The 14811-nt window shown below is 74.7% G+C and carries 16 protein-coding genes; 13 read left to right on the forward strand and 3 right to left on the reverse strand.

The features are described 5' to 3' along the window. Window positions 1-7 precede the first annotated feature (7 nt). From rosag_RS16605 to rosag_RS16660, 12 genes are all read left to right on the forward strand, one after another. Window positions 8-1351, forward strand: a complete 1344-nt coding sequence (locus rosag_RS16605) for a tetratricopeptide repeat protein (protein ID WP_284351278.1) — start codon at window positions 8-10, stop codon at window positions 1349-1351. Continuing rightward, the gene (locus rosag_RS16610; RefSeq protein WP_284351279.1) at window positions 1348-1821 is read left to right on the forward strand and encodes a DUF6702 family protein; all 474 of its coding nucleotides are present in this window, start codon (window positions 1348-1350) and stop codon (window positions 1819-1821) included. The genes rosag_RS16605 and rosag_RS16610 overlap by 4 nt, the downstream gene beginning before the upstream one ends. A 70-nt stretch (window positions 1822-1891) precedes the next feature. Then, window positions 1892-2518: a sulfite oxidase-like oxidoreductase gene (locus rosag_RS16615; RefSeq protein ID WP_284351280.1), complete on the forward strand. Its 627-nt coding sequence runs from the start codon at window positions 1892-1894 to the stop codon at window positions 2516-2518. Next, entirely contained in the window at window positions 2490-3293 is an 804-nt protein-coding gene (locus rosag_RS16620) for a ferredoxin reductase (RefSeq protein ID WP_284351281.1), read from the forward strand. The genes rosag_RS16615 and rosag_RS16620 overlap by 29 nt, the downstream gene beginning before the upstream one ends. Window positions 3294-3331: 38 nt before the next feature. Next, entirely contained in the window at window positions 3332-3613 is a 282-nt protein-coding gene (locus rosag_RS16625) for a DUF6510 family protein (protein ID WP_284351282.1), read from the forward strand. 82 nt (window positions 3614-3695) lie between these two features. Next, window positions 3696-4250, forward strand: coding sequence for a DinB family protein (locus tag rosag_RS16630; RefSeq protein ID WP_284351283.1), 555 nt, complete (start codon window positions 3696-3698; stop codon window positions 4248-4250). Between the two features lie 91 nt (window positions 4251-4341). Continuing rightward, the gene (locus rosag_RS16635) at window positions 4342-5127 is read left to right on the forward strand and encodes a haloacid dehalogenase-like hydrolase (protein ID WP_284351620.1); all 786 of its coding nucleotides are present in this window, start codon (window positions 4342-4344) and stop codon (window positions 5125-5127) included. Window positions 5128-5129: 2 nt separating this feature from the next. Continuing rightward, on the forward strand, window positions 5130-6329 hold the full coding sequence (locus rosag_RS16640; protein WP_284351284.1) for an MFS transporter: 1200 nt from the start codon (window positions 5130-5132) through the stop codon (window positions 6327-6329). Window positions 6330-6433: 104 nt separating this feature from the next. Continuing rightward, entirely contained in the window at window positions 6434-7774 is a 1341-nt protein-coding gene (locus tag rosag_RS16645) for an amidohydrolase family protein (protein WP_284351285.1), read from the forward strand. A gap of 10 nt (window positions 7775-7784) precedes the next feature. Next, entirely contained in the window at window positions 7785-8288 is a 504-nt protein-coding gene (locus rosag_RS16650; protein ID WP_284351286.1) for an MgtC/SapB family protein, read from the forward strand. 127 nt (window positions 8289-8415) lie between these two features. Beyond that, complete coding sequence (locus tag rosag_RS16655) at window positions 8416-8742, forward strand: YdhR family protein (protein ID WP_284351287.1); 327 nt, start codon at window positions 8416-8418, stop codon at window positions 8740-8742. A 204-nt stretch (window positions 8743-8946) separates the two neighbouring features. Further along, complete coding sequence (locus tag rosag_RS16660) at window positions 8947-9348, forward strand: hypothetical protein (protein ID WP_284351288.1); 402 nt, start codon at window positions 8947-8949, stop codon at window positions 9346-9348. A 114-nt stretch (window positions 9349-9462) separates the two neighbouring features. Here the strand turns inward: rosag_RS16660 and rosag_RS16665 are convergent, their stop codons facing one another. Continuing rightward, a complete protein-coding gene (locus rosag_RS16665; protein WP_284351289.1) occupies window positions 9463-10896 on the reverse strand; it encodes a high affinity choline transporter 1 in 1434 nt (477 codons plus the stop codon). Between the two features lie 126 nt (window positions 10897-11022). Continuing rightward, the gene (locus rosag_RS16670; RefSeq protein ID WP_284351290.1) at window positions 11023-12279 is read right to left on the reverse strand and encodes a tRNA guanosine(34) transglycosylase Tgt; all 1257 of its coding nucleotides are present in this window, start codon (window positions 12277-12279) and stop codon (window positions 11023-11025) included. A gap of 333 nt (window positions 12280-12612) precedes the next feature. Between rosag_RS16670 and rosag_RS16675 the strand changes: the two genes are divergently transcribed. Continuing rightward, complete coding sequence (locus tag rosag_RS16675) at window positions 12613-14169, forward strand: serine hydrolase domain-containing protein (protein ID WP_284351291.1); 1557 nt, start codon at window positions 12613-12615, stop codon at window positions 14167-14169. Between the two features lie 44 nt (window positions 14170-14213). On the opposite strand, the gene rosag_RS16680 is transcribed toward rosag_RS16675, so the two are convergent. Beyond that, a complete protein-coding gene (locus tag rosag_RS16680; RefSeq protein ID WP_309298187.1) occupies window positions 14214-14759 on the reverse strand; it encodes a YybH family protein in 546 nt (181 codons plus the stop codon). Between the last annotated feature and the right edge of the window lie 52 nt (window positions 14760-14811).

Here is a 14811-nt window from a genome sequence, read left to right on the forward strand (position 1 = left end):
GTGACGGATGAACGGGCGGAGACTCGGCGCGGGGCTGCTGCTCGCGCTCACGGTCGGTGGTGGCGGCGGCTGGTGGACGACGCGCCGCCTGCTCGCGATGGAGCGCGCGACGCACGAGCGCGAGGCGACGGCGTCGGCCGCCGCGGAGCGCGAGGTTCGCACGCGCGACGTCGCGTTCTACGAGGCGCGCGCGGCCGGCGATCCGGAGAGCGCGATCGATCGCGCGACGCTGGCCGCGCTGTACCTGCAGCGCTCGCGCGAGACGGCGGACTTCGCGGACGTGCTGCGCGCCGAGCGGTCGGCGCGGGCGTCGCTGGCGCTGCGCACGGTGCACAACGAGGCGGCGGCCGTCGCGCTCGCGTCGAGCCTGATGTCGCAGCACCGCTTCGCCGACGCGCGCGGCGTCGCGGCGCCGCTCTCGGCCGCCGCGCCGTGGGTCGCCGCCCACCGCGCGCTGCTCGGCGAGGCGTGCCTGGAGCTGGGTGACTACGCCTGCGCGCGCGCGGCGCTGGACTCGATCGACGGGCGCGCGCGCACGTCCGGCATCGTCGCGCCGACGCTCGCGCGGTGGGCCGAGCTGCGCGGCGACAGCGCGACCGCGCGCGTGCTGCTGCATCGCGCGCGCGCGGTCGCGCTGTCGCAGCCCGGCGTGCCGCGCGAGCGGGTCGCGTGGTGGCAGCTGCGCGTGGCCGACCTCGAGCTGCGGCAGGGCCGCGCGCGATCGGCGGAGCGCGCGCTGCGTGCGGGGCTCGCGGCGTCGCCGGAGGACCACCGGCTGCACGCCGCGGTGGCGCGGCTGATGGCGGCGCGCCACCGGTGGGACGACGCGATCGCGCACGGTGAGCGCGCCGTCGGCATCGCGCTCGACCCGGCGACGCTCGGCGTGATGAGCGATGCGTATGCCGCGCGCGGGGACAGCGCGCGGGCCGCGGAGCACGCGCGCACGATGGAGGTCGCCGCCGGCCGGCAGCCGGGCGCGTACCACCGTGCGTGGAGCCTCTTCCTGCTGGACCACGGCCGGCAGCTGCCACAGGTGCTCGACGCCGCGCGGGCCGAGCTGGCGACGCGGCGCGACGCGTACGGGCACGACGTGCTGGCGTGGGCGCTCTACCGCAACGGACGCGTGCGGGAGGCGCGCGCCGCGATGGCGCCGGCGCTCGCGCTGGGGACGCAGGACGCGCTGCTGCTCTACCACGCGGGGATGATCGCGCGCGCCGACGGCGACGCGCGGGCCGCGCGCTCGTATCTGGCGCGTGCGCTGGCCGTGTCGGCGTGGTGGGATCACGCGGGGCCGGACACCGCGCGCGCGGTGCTCGACACGCTGCGCCGCGAGCCGGAGGCCGCGCCGTGATCGCGCGCGCGCTCCCGCTGCTGGCGATGCTGCTGGGCGAGGCGCATCCGCTGCACTCGTCGGTCGCGCAGCTGACGTGGGATCCCGCCACGCGCGTGATCCAGGTCGGCGTGCGCGTGTTCGCGGACGACTTCGCGTCGGTCGTGACGCGCGGGGTCCCGGCGAGCGGCGGCGCCGTCGTCGTGCCGCCGGATTCGGCGATGCAGCGCTACGTGGGCGCGCGGTTCGCGCTCGCCGACCGGACCGGCCGGCCGATCGCGCTGCGCTGGTGCGGCGCGCGCCGCGAGGGCGACGTGCTGCTGCTCTGCCTGCGCGCGGCGGCGTCCGCGTCGCCGGCCGGCGGGCGGGTGCGGCACGCGCTGCTGACCGAGGTGTTCAGCGACCAGGTGAACGTGGTGCAGGCGAGCTACGACGGGCGGCGCGAGACAGTGCTCTTCACGCCGGGCGACGGCGCGAAGCCGCTGCGCTGAGCTTGCGTGCGCGGGTCGGCGGCGCGAGGGTGGAGGCGTCACGGGACGACTCACGACCGGAGGCGCGACGATGCCCGATCAGCCGTTCATCGCCCGCGGCTTCCGCGGGCGCCGGCTGCAGACGCCCGCGGGCCGCCTTCCGCCCGGCCAGTACGAGACGCGCGACTTCCCCGTGCTGTCCGCCGGCCCGACGCCCCGGACGCCGCTGGCCGAGTGGGACTTCGCGATCCGCGGGCTCGACGGCCGGTCGGCGCGGTGGACGTGGGACGAGCTGATGGCGCTGCCGCGCGAGACGCCGACCGTCGACATCCACTGCGTCACCAAGTGGTCGCGCTTCGACACGCGGTGGGAGGGCGTGTCGGTGGACGTGCTGCTCGCCGCCGCGGCGAACGAGGGCGTCTCGGGCGGCGCGTTCGTGCTCGCGTTCTGCGACGGCGGCTACACGACCAACGTGCCGCTCGCCGACGTCACCGGCGGGAAGGCGTGGATCGCGTTCGGCCACGACGGCGCGCCGCTCGATCCCGAGCATGGCGGGCCCGCGCGGCTGCTGATCCCGCACCTCTACTTCTGGAAGAGCGCGAAGTGGGTGCGCGGGCTGCGGCTGCTGGCGCACGACGCGCGCGGGTTCTGGGAGGAGCTGGGCTACCACGATCGCGGAGACCCGTGGCGTGAGCAGCGGTATCAGGGCGATCCCTGAGGGCGTGCCGGACGTCGCGCGGCGCACGGCGCCCGCGCGGCTCGAATGGCGCGTCGCGACGGTCGTCGCCGTGCGCGACGAGACGCCGCGCGCGCGCACGCTGGTGCTCGACGTTCCGGACTGGCCGGGCCATCGCGCGGGCCAGCACGTGGACGTGCGGCTGGTGGCGGAGGACGGCTACCAGGCGCAGCGCTCGTACTCCATCGCGTCGGCGCCGGAGGAGCGCACCGTCGCGCTGACGGTGGAGCGGCTGGACGACGGCGAGGTCTCGCCGTACCTGGCGGGCGAGCTGCGCGCGGGCGACGGGCTGGAGGTGCGTGGCCCGATCGGCGGCTGGTTCGCGTGGGACGTGCACGACGGCGGCCCGCTGCTGCTGGTGGCCGGCGGCTCGGGCGTCGTCCCGCTGATGGCGATGCTGCGGCACCACGCCCACGCCGACGCCGCGCGGCGCGCGCGCGTGCCCGTGCGGCTGCTCTACTCCGCGCGCACGGCGGCGGACGTCATCTACCGCGACGAGCTGGCGCGCTTCGCCGCGCCGGCGGTCGGGATCGTGTACACGCTGACGCGCGAGACGACGCCCGTCGACTGGGCGCAGCACCATCGGCGCATCGACCGCGCGATGCTCGACGCGGTGGCGTGGCCGGCTGCCGACGCACCGCTCGCGTTCGTGTGCGGGCCGACGCCGCTCGTCGAGTCGGTGGCCGCGCTGCTGGTGGCGATCGGCCACGATCCCGCGCGCGTGCGCACCGAGCGCTTCGGGCCCACCGGCGGCTGATCGCGCCGGGTCGACGTCCTGCAACCGGAGGAAGCGTCATGCTCACCGAGGAGATGCGCCTGGACGGCAACGCCGCCGCGGGTGCGCTGCGCGAGGTGTTCAGCCAGGACGTGACCGTCGCGCGCGCCACGTGCGCGGGCTGCGGCGACGCACGGCCCGTGGGCGCGCTGCTGGCCTACGGCCACGCGATGGGTGTCGTGCTGCGCTGCCCGGGCTGCGGGCTGGCGATGCTGCGGGTCGCGCGTACGCCGGGCATGGTGCGGCTGGACGTCGCGGGCGTCACGCTGCTGGCGATCCCGGACGACGTGCCGGTGGCCTGACGGCGCACGGCGGGTGGACAGCGGCGCGCGGGCACCCGAAGTTCGTCCCGCCGCACTTCCCACCCCACACCCGGAGCGTTCCATGCGCCGTCCCGCCCTCGTGCTCGTCCTCGCGCTCGTCCTCCCTGCCGCCGCGCAGGCCCAGCAACCCGTGTCCAAGGACGGTGGCTCCGCCGCACCGGCCGCCGACGCGGGTGTGGCCGCGATGCGCGCGCAGTGGGAGCAGGTGACGGCGTTCGTCACCGCCGCGGCGGAGGAGCTGTCGGAGGCCGACTACGCGTACCGGCCCGTCGAGACGGTGCGCACGTTCGGGCAGCTGGTCGGACACGTCGCCGGCGCGCAGTACATGATGTGCGCGGCCGCCCTCGGCGAGCCCGCGCGGGCCGAGGACGAGATCGAGAGGAGCGCGACGACGAAGGCCGCGCTCGTGCAGGCGCTCAAGGCGTCCACCGCGTACTGCGCGCGCGCGTACGCGCAGCCGGCCGCCGCGACGGCGGCGACGGTCGAGCTGTTCGGGCAGCGGCAGTCGCGCGCGCAGGTGCTGGCGCTCAACGCCGTGCACAACGGGGAGCACTACGGCAACATCATCACGTACATGCGCATGAAGGGCCTGGTGCCGCCGTCCAGCCGACGCTGAATTCGTACACGCGCGCGATGAATGCGCGGCCACTGGACGCGCGCGCCCGGACGCCCTACCCCTTCGTGGGACACGATGGAGGGTGCCCGACATGCACAGGCGCTACCTGCTGGTGAGCGACTTCGACCAGACGCTCAGCTTCAACGATTCCGGCCGCCTGCTGAGCGAGATGCTCGGCATCGCGCGCTTCGACGAGAAGGTCGCGGGGCTGTCACGCCTCAACCTGGTGCAGGAGGGCGCCGAGCTGGCGTACCTGCTGCGCCACGATCCCGAGTTCCGCCGCGTGCGGCGCGACGACCTGGTCGCGGTCGGCCGCACGATCCGCCTCAAGCGCAACATCGCGCGGCTGGCGGAGCTGCTGGCGACCGGCATCGAGGACGCGACGTTCGACTTCCACGTCGTGTCGGCGGCGCCCGAGGAGATCGTGCTCGCGGCGCTCGACGGGCTGGTGCCGGCGAGCCACGTCGTCGGCACCCGCCTGGCCTACGACGCGGACACCGGCGAGATCGCGGCCGTGGAGCGCGTGGCCGCCGGCTACGGCAAGGTCGCGGCGGTGGAGGCGCTGCGCTCGGCGCTGGGCGTGCCGCGCGAGCGCGTCGTGTACGTGGGGGATGGCAGCTCCGACCTGCACGTGATGCTCCACGTCAACCGCGGCGACGGGCTCACGATCGCGGTCTCCGAAGCGCGACACATCGCCGAGATCGCGCGGCGCACGGTCATCAGCGACGACGCGCTGAGCGTGCTCGTGCCGGTGCTGGAGGAGATGCTCGGCTACGCGCCGGGCCAGGTGCGCGCGCTGTTCGAGCGCCACGGCCTGACGATCCAGGAGCGGAACAAGGTGCGCACCGACTGGCTCACCATCGGCTCGGCCGCGTGACGATGCGCGACCGATCGGTGCGCACGGCGCGCGTCGCGGTGGCGACGGTGTTCTTCCTCGACGGCGCGGGGTTCGCCAACTGGGTCGTGCGCATCCCCGCGGTGCAGGAGCGGCTGGGGATCGGCGTCGGCCAGCTGGGCATGGCGCTGCTGGGCGTCGCGGTCGGCGCGCTGGTCGCGATGCCGCTCGCGGGCGGGCTGATCGCGCGCCACGGCAGCCGGCCCGTGACGCGCGCGGGCGTGCTGGCGTTCGCGGCGTCGCTCGCGCTGCCGCCGCTGGCCACGGGACTCGTCGCGCTGACCGCGGCCCTCGTGCTGCTCGGCGCGACGAGCGGCGTCATGGGCGTGGCGATGAACGCGCAGGCCGCCACCGTCGAGCGCCGCTACGCACGGCCGATCATGGCGAGCTTCCACGCGCTGTTCTCGCTCGGTGGGCTGGTGGGCGCGGCGACGGGCGGGCTCGCGGCGGCGCGCGGGCTGGGGCTCGCGCCGCACCTCGGGATCGTCGCGGCGATGATCGCGCTCGTCGGCTGGCTCGCGGGGACGCGGCTGCTGCCCGCGACGGCCGACGCCGCACCCGGCGGGCCCGCGTTCGCGCGGCCCACGCGCGCGCTGCTGGCGCTCGGCGTCGTCGCGTTCTGCGTGCTGTTCGGCGAGGGCGCGATGGCCGACTGGAGCGCCGTCTATCTGCGCGACGTCGCGGGCGCAGGGCCGGGGCTCGCGGCGGCCGGCTTCGCGGCCTTCTCGCTGGCGATGGCGACCGGGCGCGCGGTGGGCGACGCGCTGACGCTGCGCATGGGCCCCGCGCGCCTCGTGCGCGCCGGCGGGCTGCTCTCCGCGATCGGGCTGGGGATCGCGCTCTCGGTGCCGTCGCCGTGGGCCGCGGTGGTGGGCTTCGGCGCGGTGGGCGCGGGGCTGTCGAGCGTCTTCCCGACGGTGCTCGCGTCGGCGGGGCGGATGCCGGGGCAGACGGCGGGGACGGCGATCGCCGCCGTCAGCACGTTCGGGTACACGGGCTTCCTCGCCGGCCCGCCGGTGATCGGGCTGGTCGCCGAGTGGTCGTCGCTGCGCGTGGGGCTAGCGGTCGTGGTGGCCACGGGCGCGATCATCGCCGCGCTGGCCGCGACGCTGCGCGCGAGCGCGCCCGAGTCGTCGACGATCGGCGAGGCAGGGCAGGCGGAGACGCACGCGGTGGGCGTCTGAACGACGGTCCGAACGATCGTCTGACGCGCGGCGCGCTGGCCGGCGGCCCGTGCGGCGTGGTAGCGTGGGGCACCCACGCGCCCCTCACCCGCAGGAGAGCTCCCGTGCCCACGATCCCGCCTCGCGTCCGCCGCCGTCTCGCGGGGGCCGCGCTGCTCGCGCTCCCGACGCTCGCCGTCGCGCAGCCGGCGCCCGCGACCACCGCGTTCGTCGACGTCACGGTCATCCCGATGGACGGCCGCGGGCCGCTCGCCAACCAGACGGTGGTGGTGCAGGGCGACCGCATCGTCACCGTGGGGCCGGCCGCGCGCACGGCGGTGCCGGGCGGCGCGACGCGCGTGGACGGGCGCGGGAAGTTCCTCGTGCCGGGGCTGGCCGAGATGCACGGGCACGTGCCGCCGCCGAACGCGCCGGCGCAGCTGACCGACGACGTGCTGTTCCTCTACGTCGCGAACGGCATCACGACGGTGCGCGGCATGCTCGGCGCGCCCGGACAGCTGGCGCTGCGCGAGCGCGCGCGGCGCGGCGACGTCGTCGCGCCGACGCTCTACCTCGCGGGCCCGAGCTTCAACGGCAACTCGGTCAACTCGCCGGACGACGCGGTGCGGATGGTCAAGGCGCAGAAGGCCGAGGGGTGGGACCTGCTGAAGGTGCACCCGGGGCTGACGCGCGACGAGTACGACGCGATGGCGCGCACCGCGAGGGCGGAGGGGATGCGCTTCGGCGGGCACGTGCCGGCGGAGGTCGGGCTGCTGCACGCGATCGACATGGGGCAGGAGACGTTCGACCACCTCGATGGCTACATCGAGCAGCTGAAGGGCGACCAGGGGCCGCTCGACGCCGCGGCGCTGGCGGACGTCGTGAAGCGCTCGCGGGACGCCGGCGTGTGGGTGGTGCCGATGATGGCGCTGTGGGAGGTGCTGTACGGCACCGCGGACGTCGCGACCGTGACCGCGTATCCCGAGCTGCAGTACATGCCGAAGGCGACGGTCGCGCAGTGGACGAGCCTCCACACGCAGCGCATGGCGAGCCCGCAGATGGACCGCGCGGTGGGCCGGCGCGTGATCGACAACCGGATGCAGCTGCTGAAGGCGCTGAGCGACGGCGGCGTGCGCGTGCTGATGGGCACCGACGCGCCGCAGCAGTTCAGCGTCCCGGGCTTCTCGCTGCACCGCGAGCTGCTGCGCATGCGCGAGGCGGGGATGACGCCGCAGCAGATCCTGGCGTCCGGCACGACGCGCGTGGGGGAGTACTTCGCGAAGTCCGATCGCTTCGGCGCCGTCGCGCCGGGCCATCGCGCGGACCTGCTGCTGCTGGACGCGAGCCCGCTCGCCGACGTCGCGAACCTCACGCGCCGCGCGGGCGTGATGGTGCGCGGCCGCTGGCTGCCCGAGCGCGAGATCCAGGCGCGGCTGGCCGCGATCGCGGCACGACATCGGCAGTGACGACGCGGGCATGAACTGGCGACTCGCCCTCGAATACCTGCTGCAGCTGGCCGGCGCCTTCGCGCTCGCGATCCCCATCGGGTGGGAGCGCGAGCGCGAGTCGCGCAGCGCGGGGCTGCGCACCTTCCCGCTGGTCGCGGCCGCGAGCTGCGCGTTCGTGCTGCTGGGCCGCTCGTTCACGGGCGACACGAGCGAGCCGCACGCGGACGCGCACGCGCGGCTGATCGCGGGGCTGATGCAGGGGATCGGCTTCATCGGTGGCGGCGCGATCCTGAAGAGCCGGCAGCGCGTGCACGGCACCGCGACGGCCGCGGGCATCTGGATGACGGGCGCGCTGGGCGCCGCGGCGGGCCACGGACGGTGGGAGCTCGCCATCGTCGCGTCGCTGATGACGTTCGCGACGCTGCGCTGGCTGACGCGCGTCGAGCGCCGCCTCACGCGCCGCGGCCGGTCGGTGCTGAACCCGGACGGCCGGCGCGCGCGGGACGACAGGGACGAGGACGCGCGCGGCTGACGACGCCGCGCGCGACGCGCGGGTCGCGGGCGGTGTCGCATCGCGCGCGTGGATCGCGCATCTCCCGATGGCGGCGGTGACGACGCTGGTCCCGCGCCGACACCCGATCCTCGTGCGGGAGCCTCCCATGCCGATCCTCCAGGTCACCTTCGCGCTGCGCGTTCCCGTCGCCGACTTCGCGCGCATCGTCGCCGACGCGGCGCCCCACTACGCCTCCATCCCGGGTCTTCGCTGGAAGATCTGGCTCGTCGACGCGGTGCAGGCGCGCGCGGGCGGCGTCTACCTGTTCGACGACGACGCGTCGCTGGCCGCGTACCTCGCGGGCCCGCTCGCCGCGCGGCTCGCGACCGCGCCGTTCCAGTCGGACCTGCGCGTGCAGCGCTTCGACGTGCTGGAGGACGCGACCGCGCTCACGCGCGGACCCCTCGGCGACGCACCGGCGCGCGCCGCGTAGCGCACCGATTCGCCGCAGTGACCTCGCGGCCCGCGGGGTCGTTTGACCCTGGGTGGCGTCGGCCGCGCGTCGCATTCATGACGCACGCCTCACGCACGCCTCACGCACGCCTCACGCCCCCGACCCGAAACCCGCGAAAACCCGCGCCCGTAGGCGGATTCGCAGGCGCTCGTCCCATCATCACACCTCACGCGAGCTACTCACATGCGCGCGCACACATATCTGTCCATGCTGGCCGCCGCCGTGGGCGTCGGCCTCGCCGCGGCGCCCGCGGCGGCCCAGAACGCGATGGCCGCGACGCCGCGTCCCGTCGCCACGTACGAGCTGCGCGTCGGCCTCCCCGACCGCACGATGCCCGCCAAGGTCGTCGTCGCCGACTCGGCCGGCGCGCTGGTCGCCAGCTTCCGCCGCGCCACCGACGGCAGCGCGATCCCGCTCATCGTCAACGTCGAGGGCTCGGACCTCGTGCTGCACGCCGACACCGAGTCGGGGCTGCTCGAGCTCGTGCTGCACCGGCAGAACGGGAGCGCGGCGAAGAGCCGCGTGACGGGTCGGTGGACGCTGGGGGCTCAGCAGGGCGCGCTGCAGGGGCGCCTGAAGAGCTGAGAACGGAACCGCGGAAAACGGAACCGCGGAGGACGTGACCGCGGAGGACGGAAGAGCGTGAAACGATGAAGCGGACGCGTTGAGCTCAAGGCTCGAAGCGTCCGCTTCATCGTTTCACGCCGTCACGTTCTCCGCTTCACCGTTCTCCGCCGTTCCGTCCTCCGCCGCACCGCCAACGATCCTTCCGAGCGCGACACCCCCCACGTACGTACCCAGTGCGCTGGCGAGAGACAGCAGGAAAGGAGCACTCGCGCCCGCGGCGTTCGCCACGAGGTACGACACGGTCCCTGCGATCAGCGTCGCCGCCGCGGTGCGCGGGCCGCCGAGCGAGGTGAAGAGCGCGAAGCAGACGGTGACGAGCGCGCCCGCGCTCCCGAAGGCCGACGCCTGCTCCACCAGCGCGAACACGCCCTCGGCGCGCAGCGCGAGCAGGTACGCCGCGGCGCCGAACGCCAGCACGCCCAGACGCGCGACGCGCACCTTGCGCGCCTCGTCGGTGATGCCGAGCAGCGGCACCACGAGGTTGTGCGACATCAGCCCCGACGACACCAGCAGCGTGCTGTCGACCGTGGAGAGGATGGCGGAGATGATGCCGCCGGCGAAGACCGCGAAGCCGACGGTGGGAAGCAGCCGCTGCGCGATGGTCGGCAGCAGCGCCTCCGCGTCGGCGAGGCCGGGCAGCAGCGTCGCGCCCACGAGCCCGATGAACACCGGGATCATGCCGACGCTCACGTACAGCGCGCCCGCCGCCAGCGACGAGTTGCGCGCGACGGCGGGCGTCCGCGTCGCGATCACGCGGCCCACGAGCTCCGTCGCGATCACCGAGCCGCACACGGGGATCGCCCACGCCTCCGCGACCTCCAGCCACGGCGGCGCGACCGCCGGCGCGGCGAGCGCGCGCGCCTGACGCGCCGCCTCCAGCGCCGCCGGCACCGCCTCGAGCCCGCCGAGCGCCGTCACGACCGCGATGCCGACGACGGAGAGGCCGATGATGAGCAGGATGCCCTGGATCAGGTCCGTCGTCGCGTCGGCGAGCAGCCCGCCGAACGCCGTGTAGAGGATCGTGAAGCCGGCCGCGACGGCGATCGCGCTCTCGACGTTCAGCGTCGGCGCGGCGGTGGAGAGCACGGTGCCGAACGCGCGCACCTGCGCGGCGGCCCAGAGGATCGAGCTGGGGATGAGGATGACCGCCGCCAGCCGCTCGACGCCCACCGAGTAGCGCTCGCGGAACAGGTCGGCCAGCGTCGTGAGCCGGCGGCGCCAGAGCGGGACCGCGAACACGAGCCCCATCAGGATGAGGCACAGTCCGTAGCCGAACGGCTCGGCCGACGCGATCGACAGCCCCTCGCGGTACGTGGTGCCGGCCGATCCGATCATCGTCTCGGCCCCGAACCAGGTGGCGAAGGTCGAGAAGATCGCCAGCGGGTAGCCGAGCTGCCGGCCGGCGATCAGGTAGTCCGACTCGTCGGCGATGCGGCGCGAGACCCAGACGCCGATGCCGAGCTGCAGGACCATGTAGGCGAGGAGGGCGGCGAGCGTGCCGGACACGGAGTGGGGTCGGAGAGGCGGAGGACGTTGGGGCGGAGAACGATACGGCGGAGGACGATGGGGCGTGAGACGGTAAAGCGGCCCCTTAAGCCTGAAGCTTCGAGCTAGAGGGTCCGCCCTCTCGTCTCACGCCCCATCGTCCTCCGCTCTTCCGTCCGCCGCCGTTCCGCCCTCCGCGCTGCCGCGCTCCCGGAAGCGTGCGAGCCAGTCCTCGCTCCACGACGCGAACGTGCCGGCGCGCAGCGCTTCGCGCGCATCGCGCATCAGCGTCAAGAGGAACGCCACGTTGTGCAGCGCCAGCAGCCGCGGGCCGAGCATCTCCTCGCTCACGAAGAGATGGCGCAGGTAGGCGCGGTCGTAGCGCGTGCAGCCGGGGCAGGGGCACCCCTCGACGAGCGGGCGGCGGTCGGTGCGGTACGGGCCGCGGCGGATCTGCACCGTGCCCTCGGGCGTGAAGGCGGTGCCGTGGCGGCCCATGCGCGTCGGGGCGACGCAGTCGAACAGGTCGATGCCGCGGCGCACGCCCTCGACCAGGTCGTCCGGGAAGCCGACGCCCATCAGGTAGCGCGGGCGGTCGCGCGGCAGCTCGGGGTCGCACACCTCGAGCATCGCGTGCATGTCGGGCTTCGCCTCGCCCACCGACAGCCCGCCGATCGCGATGCCGTCCCAGTCGCCGCTGCTCAGGATCCCGCGCGCCGACGCGCGGCGCAGCGCGGGATGGATGCCGCCCTGCACGATGGGGAAGAGCGACTGCGGCGGCGGCGCGAGGTCGTCGGGGTGCGTGGCCAGCGGGGGCGCGCCGGGCGGCGCGTGCAGCTCCGTGATCGGCGCGCGCCCCTCGCGCTCCAGGCGCTCGAACTCCACGCGGCAGCGGGCGAGCCAGCGCAGGCTGCGCTCCATGGCCGCCTGCGCGACCGCGACCGACGCGCCGCCCGCCACCAGCTCGTCGAACTGCATGATGACGTCCGCACCCAGGTTGCGCTCGATGCGGATCACGCGCTCGGGTGTGTACTGCTGCACCGAGCCGTCGAGGTGGCTGCGGAACTCGACGCCGTCCTCGCTCACGGCGCGCAGCTTGGCGAGCGAGAAGACCTGGAAGCCGCCCGAGTCGGTGAGCATCGGGCCCTTCCAGCGCGTGAACGCGTGCAGCCCGCCGAGCGCGCGCACCATCGCGTCGCCGGGGCGCAGCGAGAGGTGATACGCGTTCGACAGCATCATCCCGCCGCCGACCGCCTCGACCTCGTCGACCGAGAGGCCCTTGATGGTGCCGTGCGTGGCCACGGGCATGAACGCCGGCGTCTCGACCACGCCGTGCGGGGTGGAGAACCAGCCGAGGCGGGCGGCGCCCTGGTCGTGTGAGGTGCGGAAGCTGAAGGCAGACATGCGAAGAAGCTAGCGGTGTGCTGCGTGCTGCGTGCTGCGTGCTGCATCAACTACATCGGGATGCGTCGGCGCGCCGCGGAGATGGTGCCGTTGGGAGGGGTGCGGATGCTCCGGATGGGAACGGATCATTCGGATCGCTCCTCGCGGGGCGACGCTCCATGCACCGGTGCGGAGCGATCCGCAGCATCCGCACAATCCGGAGCATCCGCGTCCTCCCCAATAGGCACTGGGTCCGGCGCGATGGTGTGGACCACGCAGCACGCAGCACGCAGCACGCAGCACGCAGCCACGCATTATCGTTCGTCCAGCCTCCCCACCCCGGCCCCCGCTCCGATGCCCACGCGTCCCCTCGCCCTCGCGGCCTGCGCGCTGCTCGCCGCCGCGCCGTCCGTCGCTACCGCGCAGTTCGCGGATCCCGAGCGGCTCGCGAAGCTGAGCGCCGCCTTCCCGGCGATCGACTCGCTGCTGCGTGGCCACGCCGAGCGCACCTTCGTGCCGGGCATCGCGTACGGGATCATCGTCGATGGGCGGCTCGTGCACGTCGGCACGGCGGGGCTGCGCGAGCTGTCGTCGCGGTCCCCCGTCGACACGGGCACCGTGTTCCGCATCGCGTCGATGACGAAGAGCTTCACCGCGCTCTCGATCCTGCAGCTGCGCGACGCGGGGAAGCTGGCGCTCGACGACCCGGCCGAGCGCTACGTGCCGGAGCTGAAGGGGCTGCGCTATCCCACCGCCGACTCGCCGAAGCTCACCATCCGCCACCTGCTCACGCACTCCGAGGGCTTTCCCGAGGACAACCCGTGGGGCGACCAGCAGCTGGCCGCGAGCGAGGCCGAGCTGTCGCGCCTGATGCGGAGCGGGATCCCGTTCTCCACCGCGCCCGGCACCGCGTACGAGTACTCGAACTTCGGCTTCGCGATCCTCGGCCGCATCGTCGCCAACGTCTCCGGCATGCCCTACACGCGCTACGTCACCGAGCGCGTGCTGCGGCCGCTCGGCATGCGCTCCACGTGGATGGAGGCGCGCGCGGTACCGCCGCAGCGGCTGGCGCACGGCTACCGCCGGCAGGACGACCAGTGGCTCGAGGAGCCCGCGCTCCCCGACGGCTCGTTCGGGCCGATGGGCGGGATGCTGACGTCGGTCAGCGACCTGTCGCGCTGGGTGGGCTTCATGCTGGACGCGTGGCCCGCGCGCGACGCCGACGAGCGCGCGCCGCTGAAGCGCAGCTCCGCGCGCGAGATGCAGCAGGTGTGGCGCTACGCCGGCGCGAGCGCGGTGCGCGACGCGGCGGGCGCGATCACGCTCACCAGCGGCGGCTACGGCTACGGGCTGCGCGTGGGGCAGACGTGCCGCTATCCGATCACGGTGTCGCACACGGGCGGGCTGCCGGGCTTCGGCTCGCTGATGCGCTGGCTCCCCGAGCACGGCGTCGGCATCGTCGCCCTCGGGAACCGCACGTACACCGGCTGGACCGGCGTCGCCGAGCAGGCGCTGGAGCTGATGGCGCGCACCGGCGCGCTGCAGCCGCGCGCGCCGCGGCCCGCGCCCGTGCTGCTCGCGCGGCAGGCGCAGGTGACGCGGCTCGTCGCGCAGTGGAACGACGCGCTGGCCGACAGCGTCGCCGCGATGAACCTCTTCCTCGACGAGTCGAAGGACCGCCGCCGCGCCGCGCTCGCGCGCCTCGTCACGCAGGCCGGCGGCGACTGCAAGCCCGAGGGACCGCTCGTCGCCGAGAACGCGCTGCGCGGCCGCTGGCGCCTGCGCTGCGGGCAGGGCGACCTGCGCGTCGCCATCACGCTCGCGCCGACGACGCCCGCGGGCGTGCAGTTCCTGGACGTCGCCCCGATCAAGCGCGAGGACGAGCTGGCGCCCGCGCCGGCCTGCCGCTAGGGATCCGCCGGAAGATCGTCCATCGTGCCGGCGGTGGCGCCGGGCTATCTCGCCACGCCCACCGCCGGGATCTGCGGGGCCGCCGTTGCGGAGTTGTTGATCTCGCGCGCGAGCCGCCACGCGCCGTCCCCCTGACGACGCCACACGTGCACGAAGTTGCCGTCGGCGCGCATCGTGTCACCCTTGGCGGGTACGTACGTCATGCGCCAGCGGCCGTAGCGCACCGCGAGGTCGCCGGCGACGTCGAGGCCTTCCGGGCGGAACGCCAGCTCGCTCCAGGTGCCCGCCTTCGCCATCTCGTCGATGGCGGTGCGGTACGCGGCCCGTCCACGCACGATCTGTCCCGGCGTCTCGAGTGAGACGTAGTCCTCCGCCAGCCCCGCGGCGACGCCGCCCATGTCCTGCCGCAGCAAGGCAGCCGTCATGCTCTCCGCCACGGAGTCCACGGCGCGACGTACCGTCGCGGTGTCCAGCGCGGCCGCGCGCGTCGTGTCAGCCGTGCCCTCCGACGCCGCCCTGCTGCAGGCGGGAAGCGCGACGATCAGGCACGCCTGCATGACGAGTCGGATACACCGGGCCGGAATCCACATCGGTCCTCCACGCACGGGTGGGAGCGCGCGCTGCGCCCGTGAGGCGCCGCCC

It is taken from the genome of Roseisolibacter agri, assembly GCF_030159095.1.
GTDB lineage: Bacteria > Gemmatimonadota > Gemmatimonadetes > Gemmatimonadales > Gemmatimonadaceae > Roseisolibacter > Roseisolibacter agri.

Excerpts from the sequence above, each read along its gene's own strand:
- rosag_RS16605 (WP_284351278.1), top strand. The coding sequence starts at position 8 with ATGAACGGGCGGAGACTCGGCGCGGGGCTGCTGCTCGCGCTCACGGTC.
- rosag_RS16615 (WP_284351280.1), top strand. The coding sequence starts at position 1,892 with ATGCCCGATCAGCCGTTCATCGCCCGCGGCTTCCGCGGGCGCCGGCTG.
- rosag_RS16625 (WP_284351282.1), top strand. The coding sequence starts at position 3,332 with ATGCTCACCGAGGAGATGCGCCTGGACGGCAACGCCGCCGCGGGTGCG.
- rosag_RS16630 (WP_284351283.1), top strand. The coding sequence starts at position 3,696 with ATGCGCCGTCCCGCCCTCGTGCTCGTCCTCGCGCTCGTCCTCCCTGCC.
- rosag_RS16635 (WP_284351620.1), top strand. The coding sequence starts at position 4,342 with ATGCACAGGCGCTACCTGCTGGTGAGCGACTTCGACCAGACGCTCAGC.
- rosag_RS16640 (WP_284351284.1), top strand. The coding sequence starts at position 5,130 with ATGCGCGACCGATCGGTGCGCACGGCGCGCGTCGCGGTGGCGACGGTG.
- rosag_RS16650 (WP_284351286.1), top strand. The coding sequence starts at position 7,785 with ATGAACTGGCGACTCGCCCTCGAATACCTGCTGCAGCTGGCCGGCGCC.
- rosag_RS16655 (WP_284351287.1), top strand. The coding sequence starts at position 8,416 with ATGCCGATCCTCCAGGTCACCTTCGCGCTGCGCGTTCCCGTCGCCGAC.
- rosag_RS16660 (WP_284351288.1), top strand. The coding sequence starts at position 8,947 with ATGCGCGCGCACACATATCTGTCCATGCTGGCCGCCGCCGTGGGCGTC.
- rosag_RS16670 (WP_284351290.1), bottom strand. The coding sequence starts at position 12,279 with ATGTCTGCCTTCAGCTTCCGCACCTCACACGACCAGGGCGCCGCCCGC.
- rosag_RS16675 (WP_284351291.1), top strand. The coding sequence starts at position 12,613 with ATGCCCACGCGTCCCCTCGCCCTCGCGGCCTGCGCGCTGCTCGCCGCC.
- rosag_RS16680 (WP_309298187.1), bottom strand. The coding sequence starts at position 14,759 with ATGTGGATTCCGGCCCGGTGTATCCGACTCGTCATGCAGGCGTGCCTG.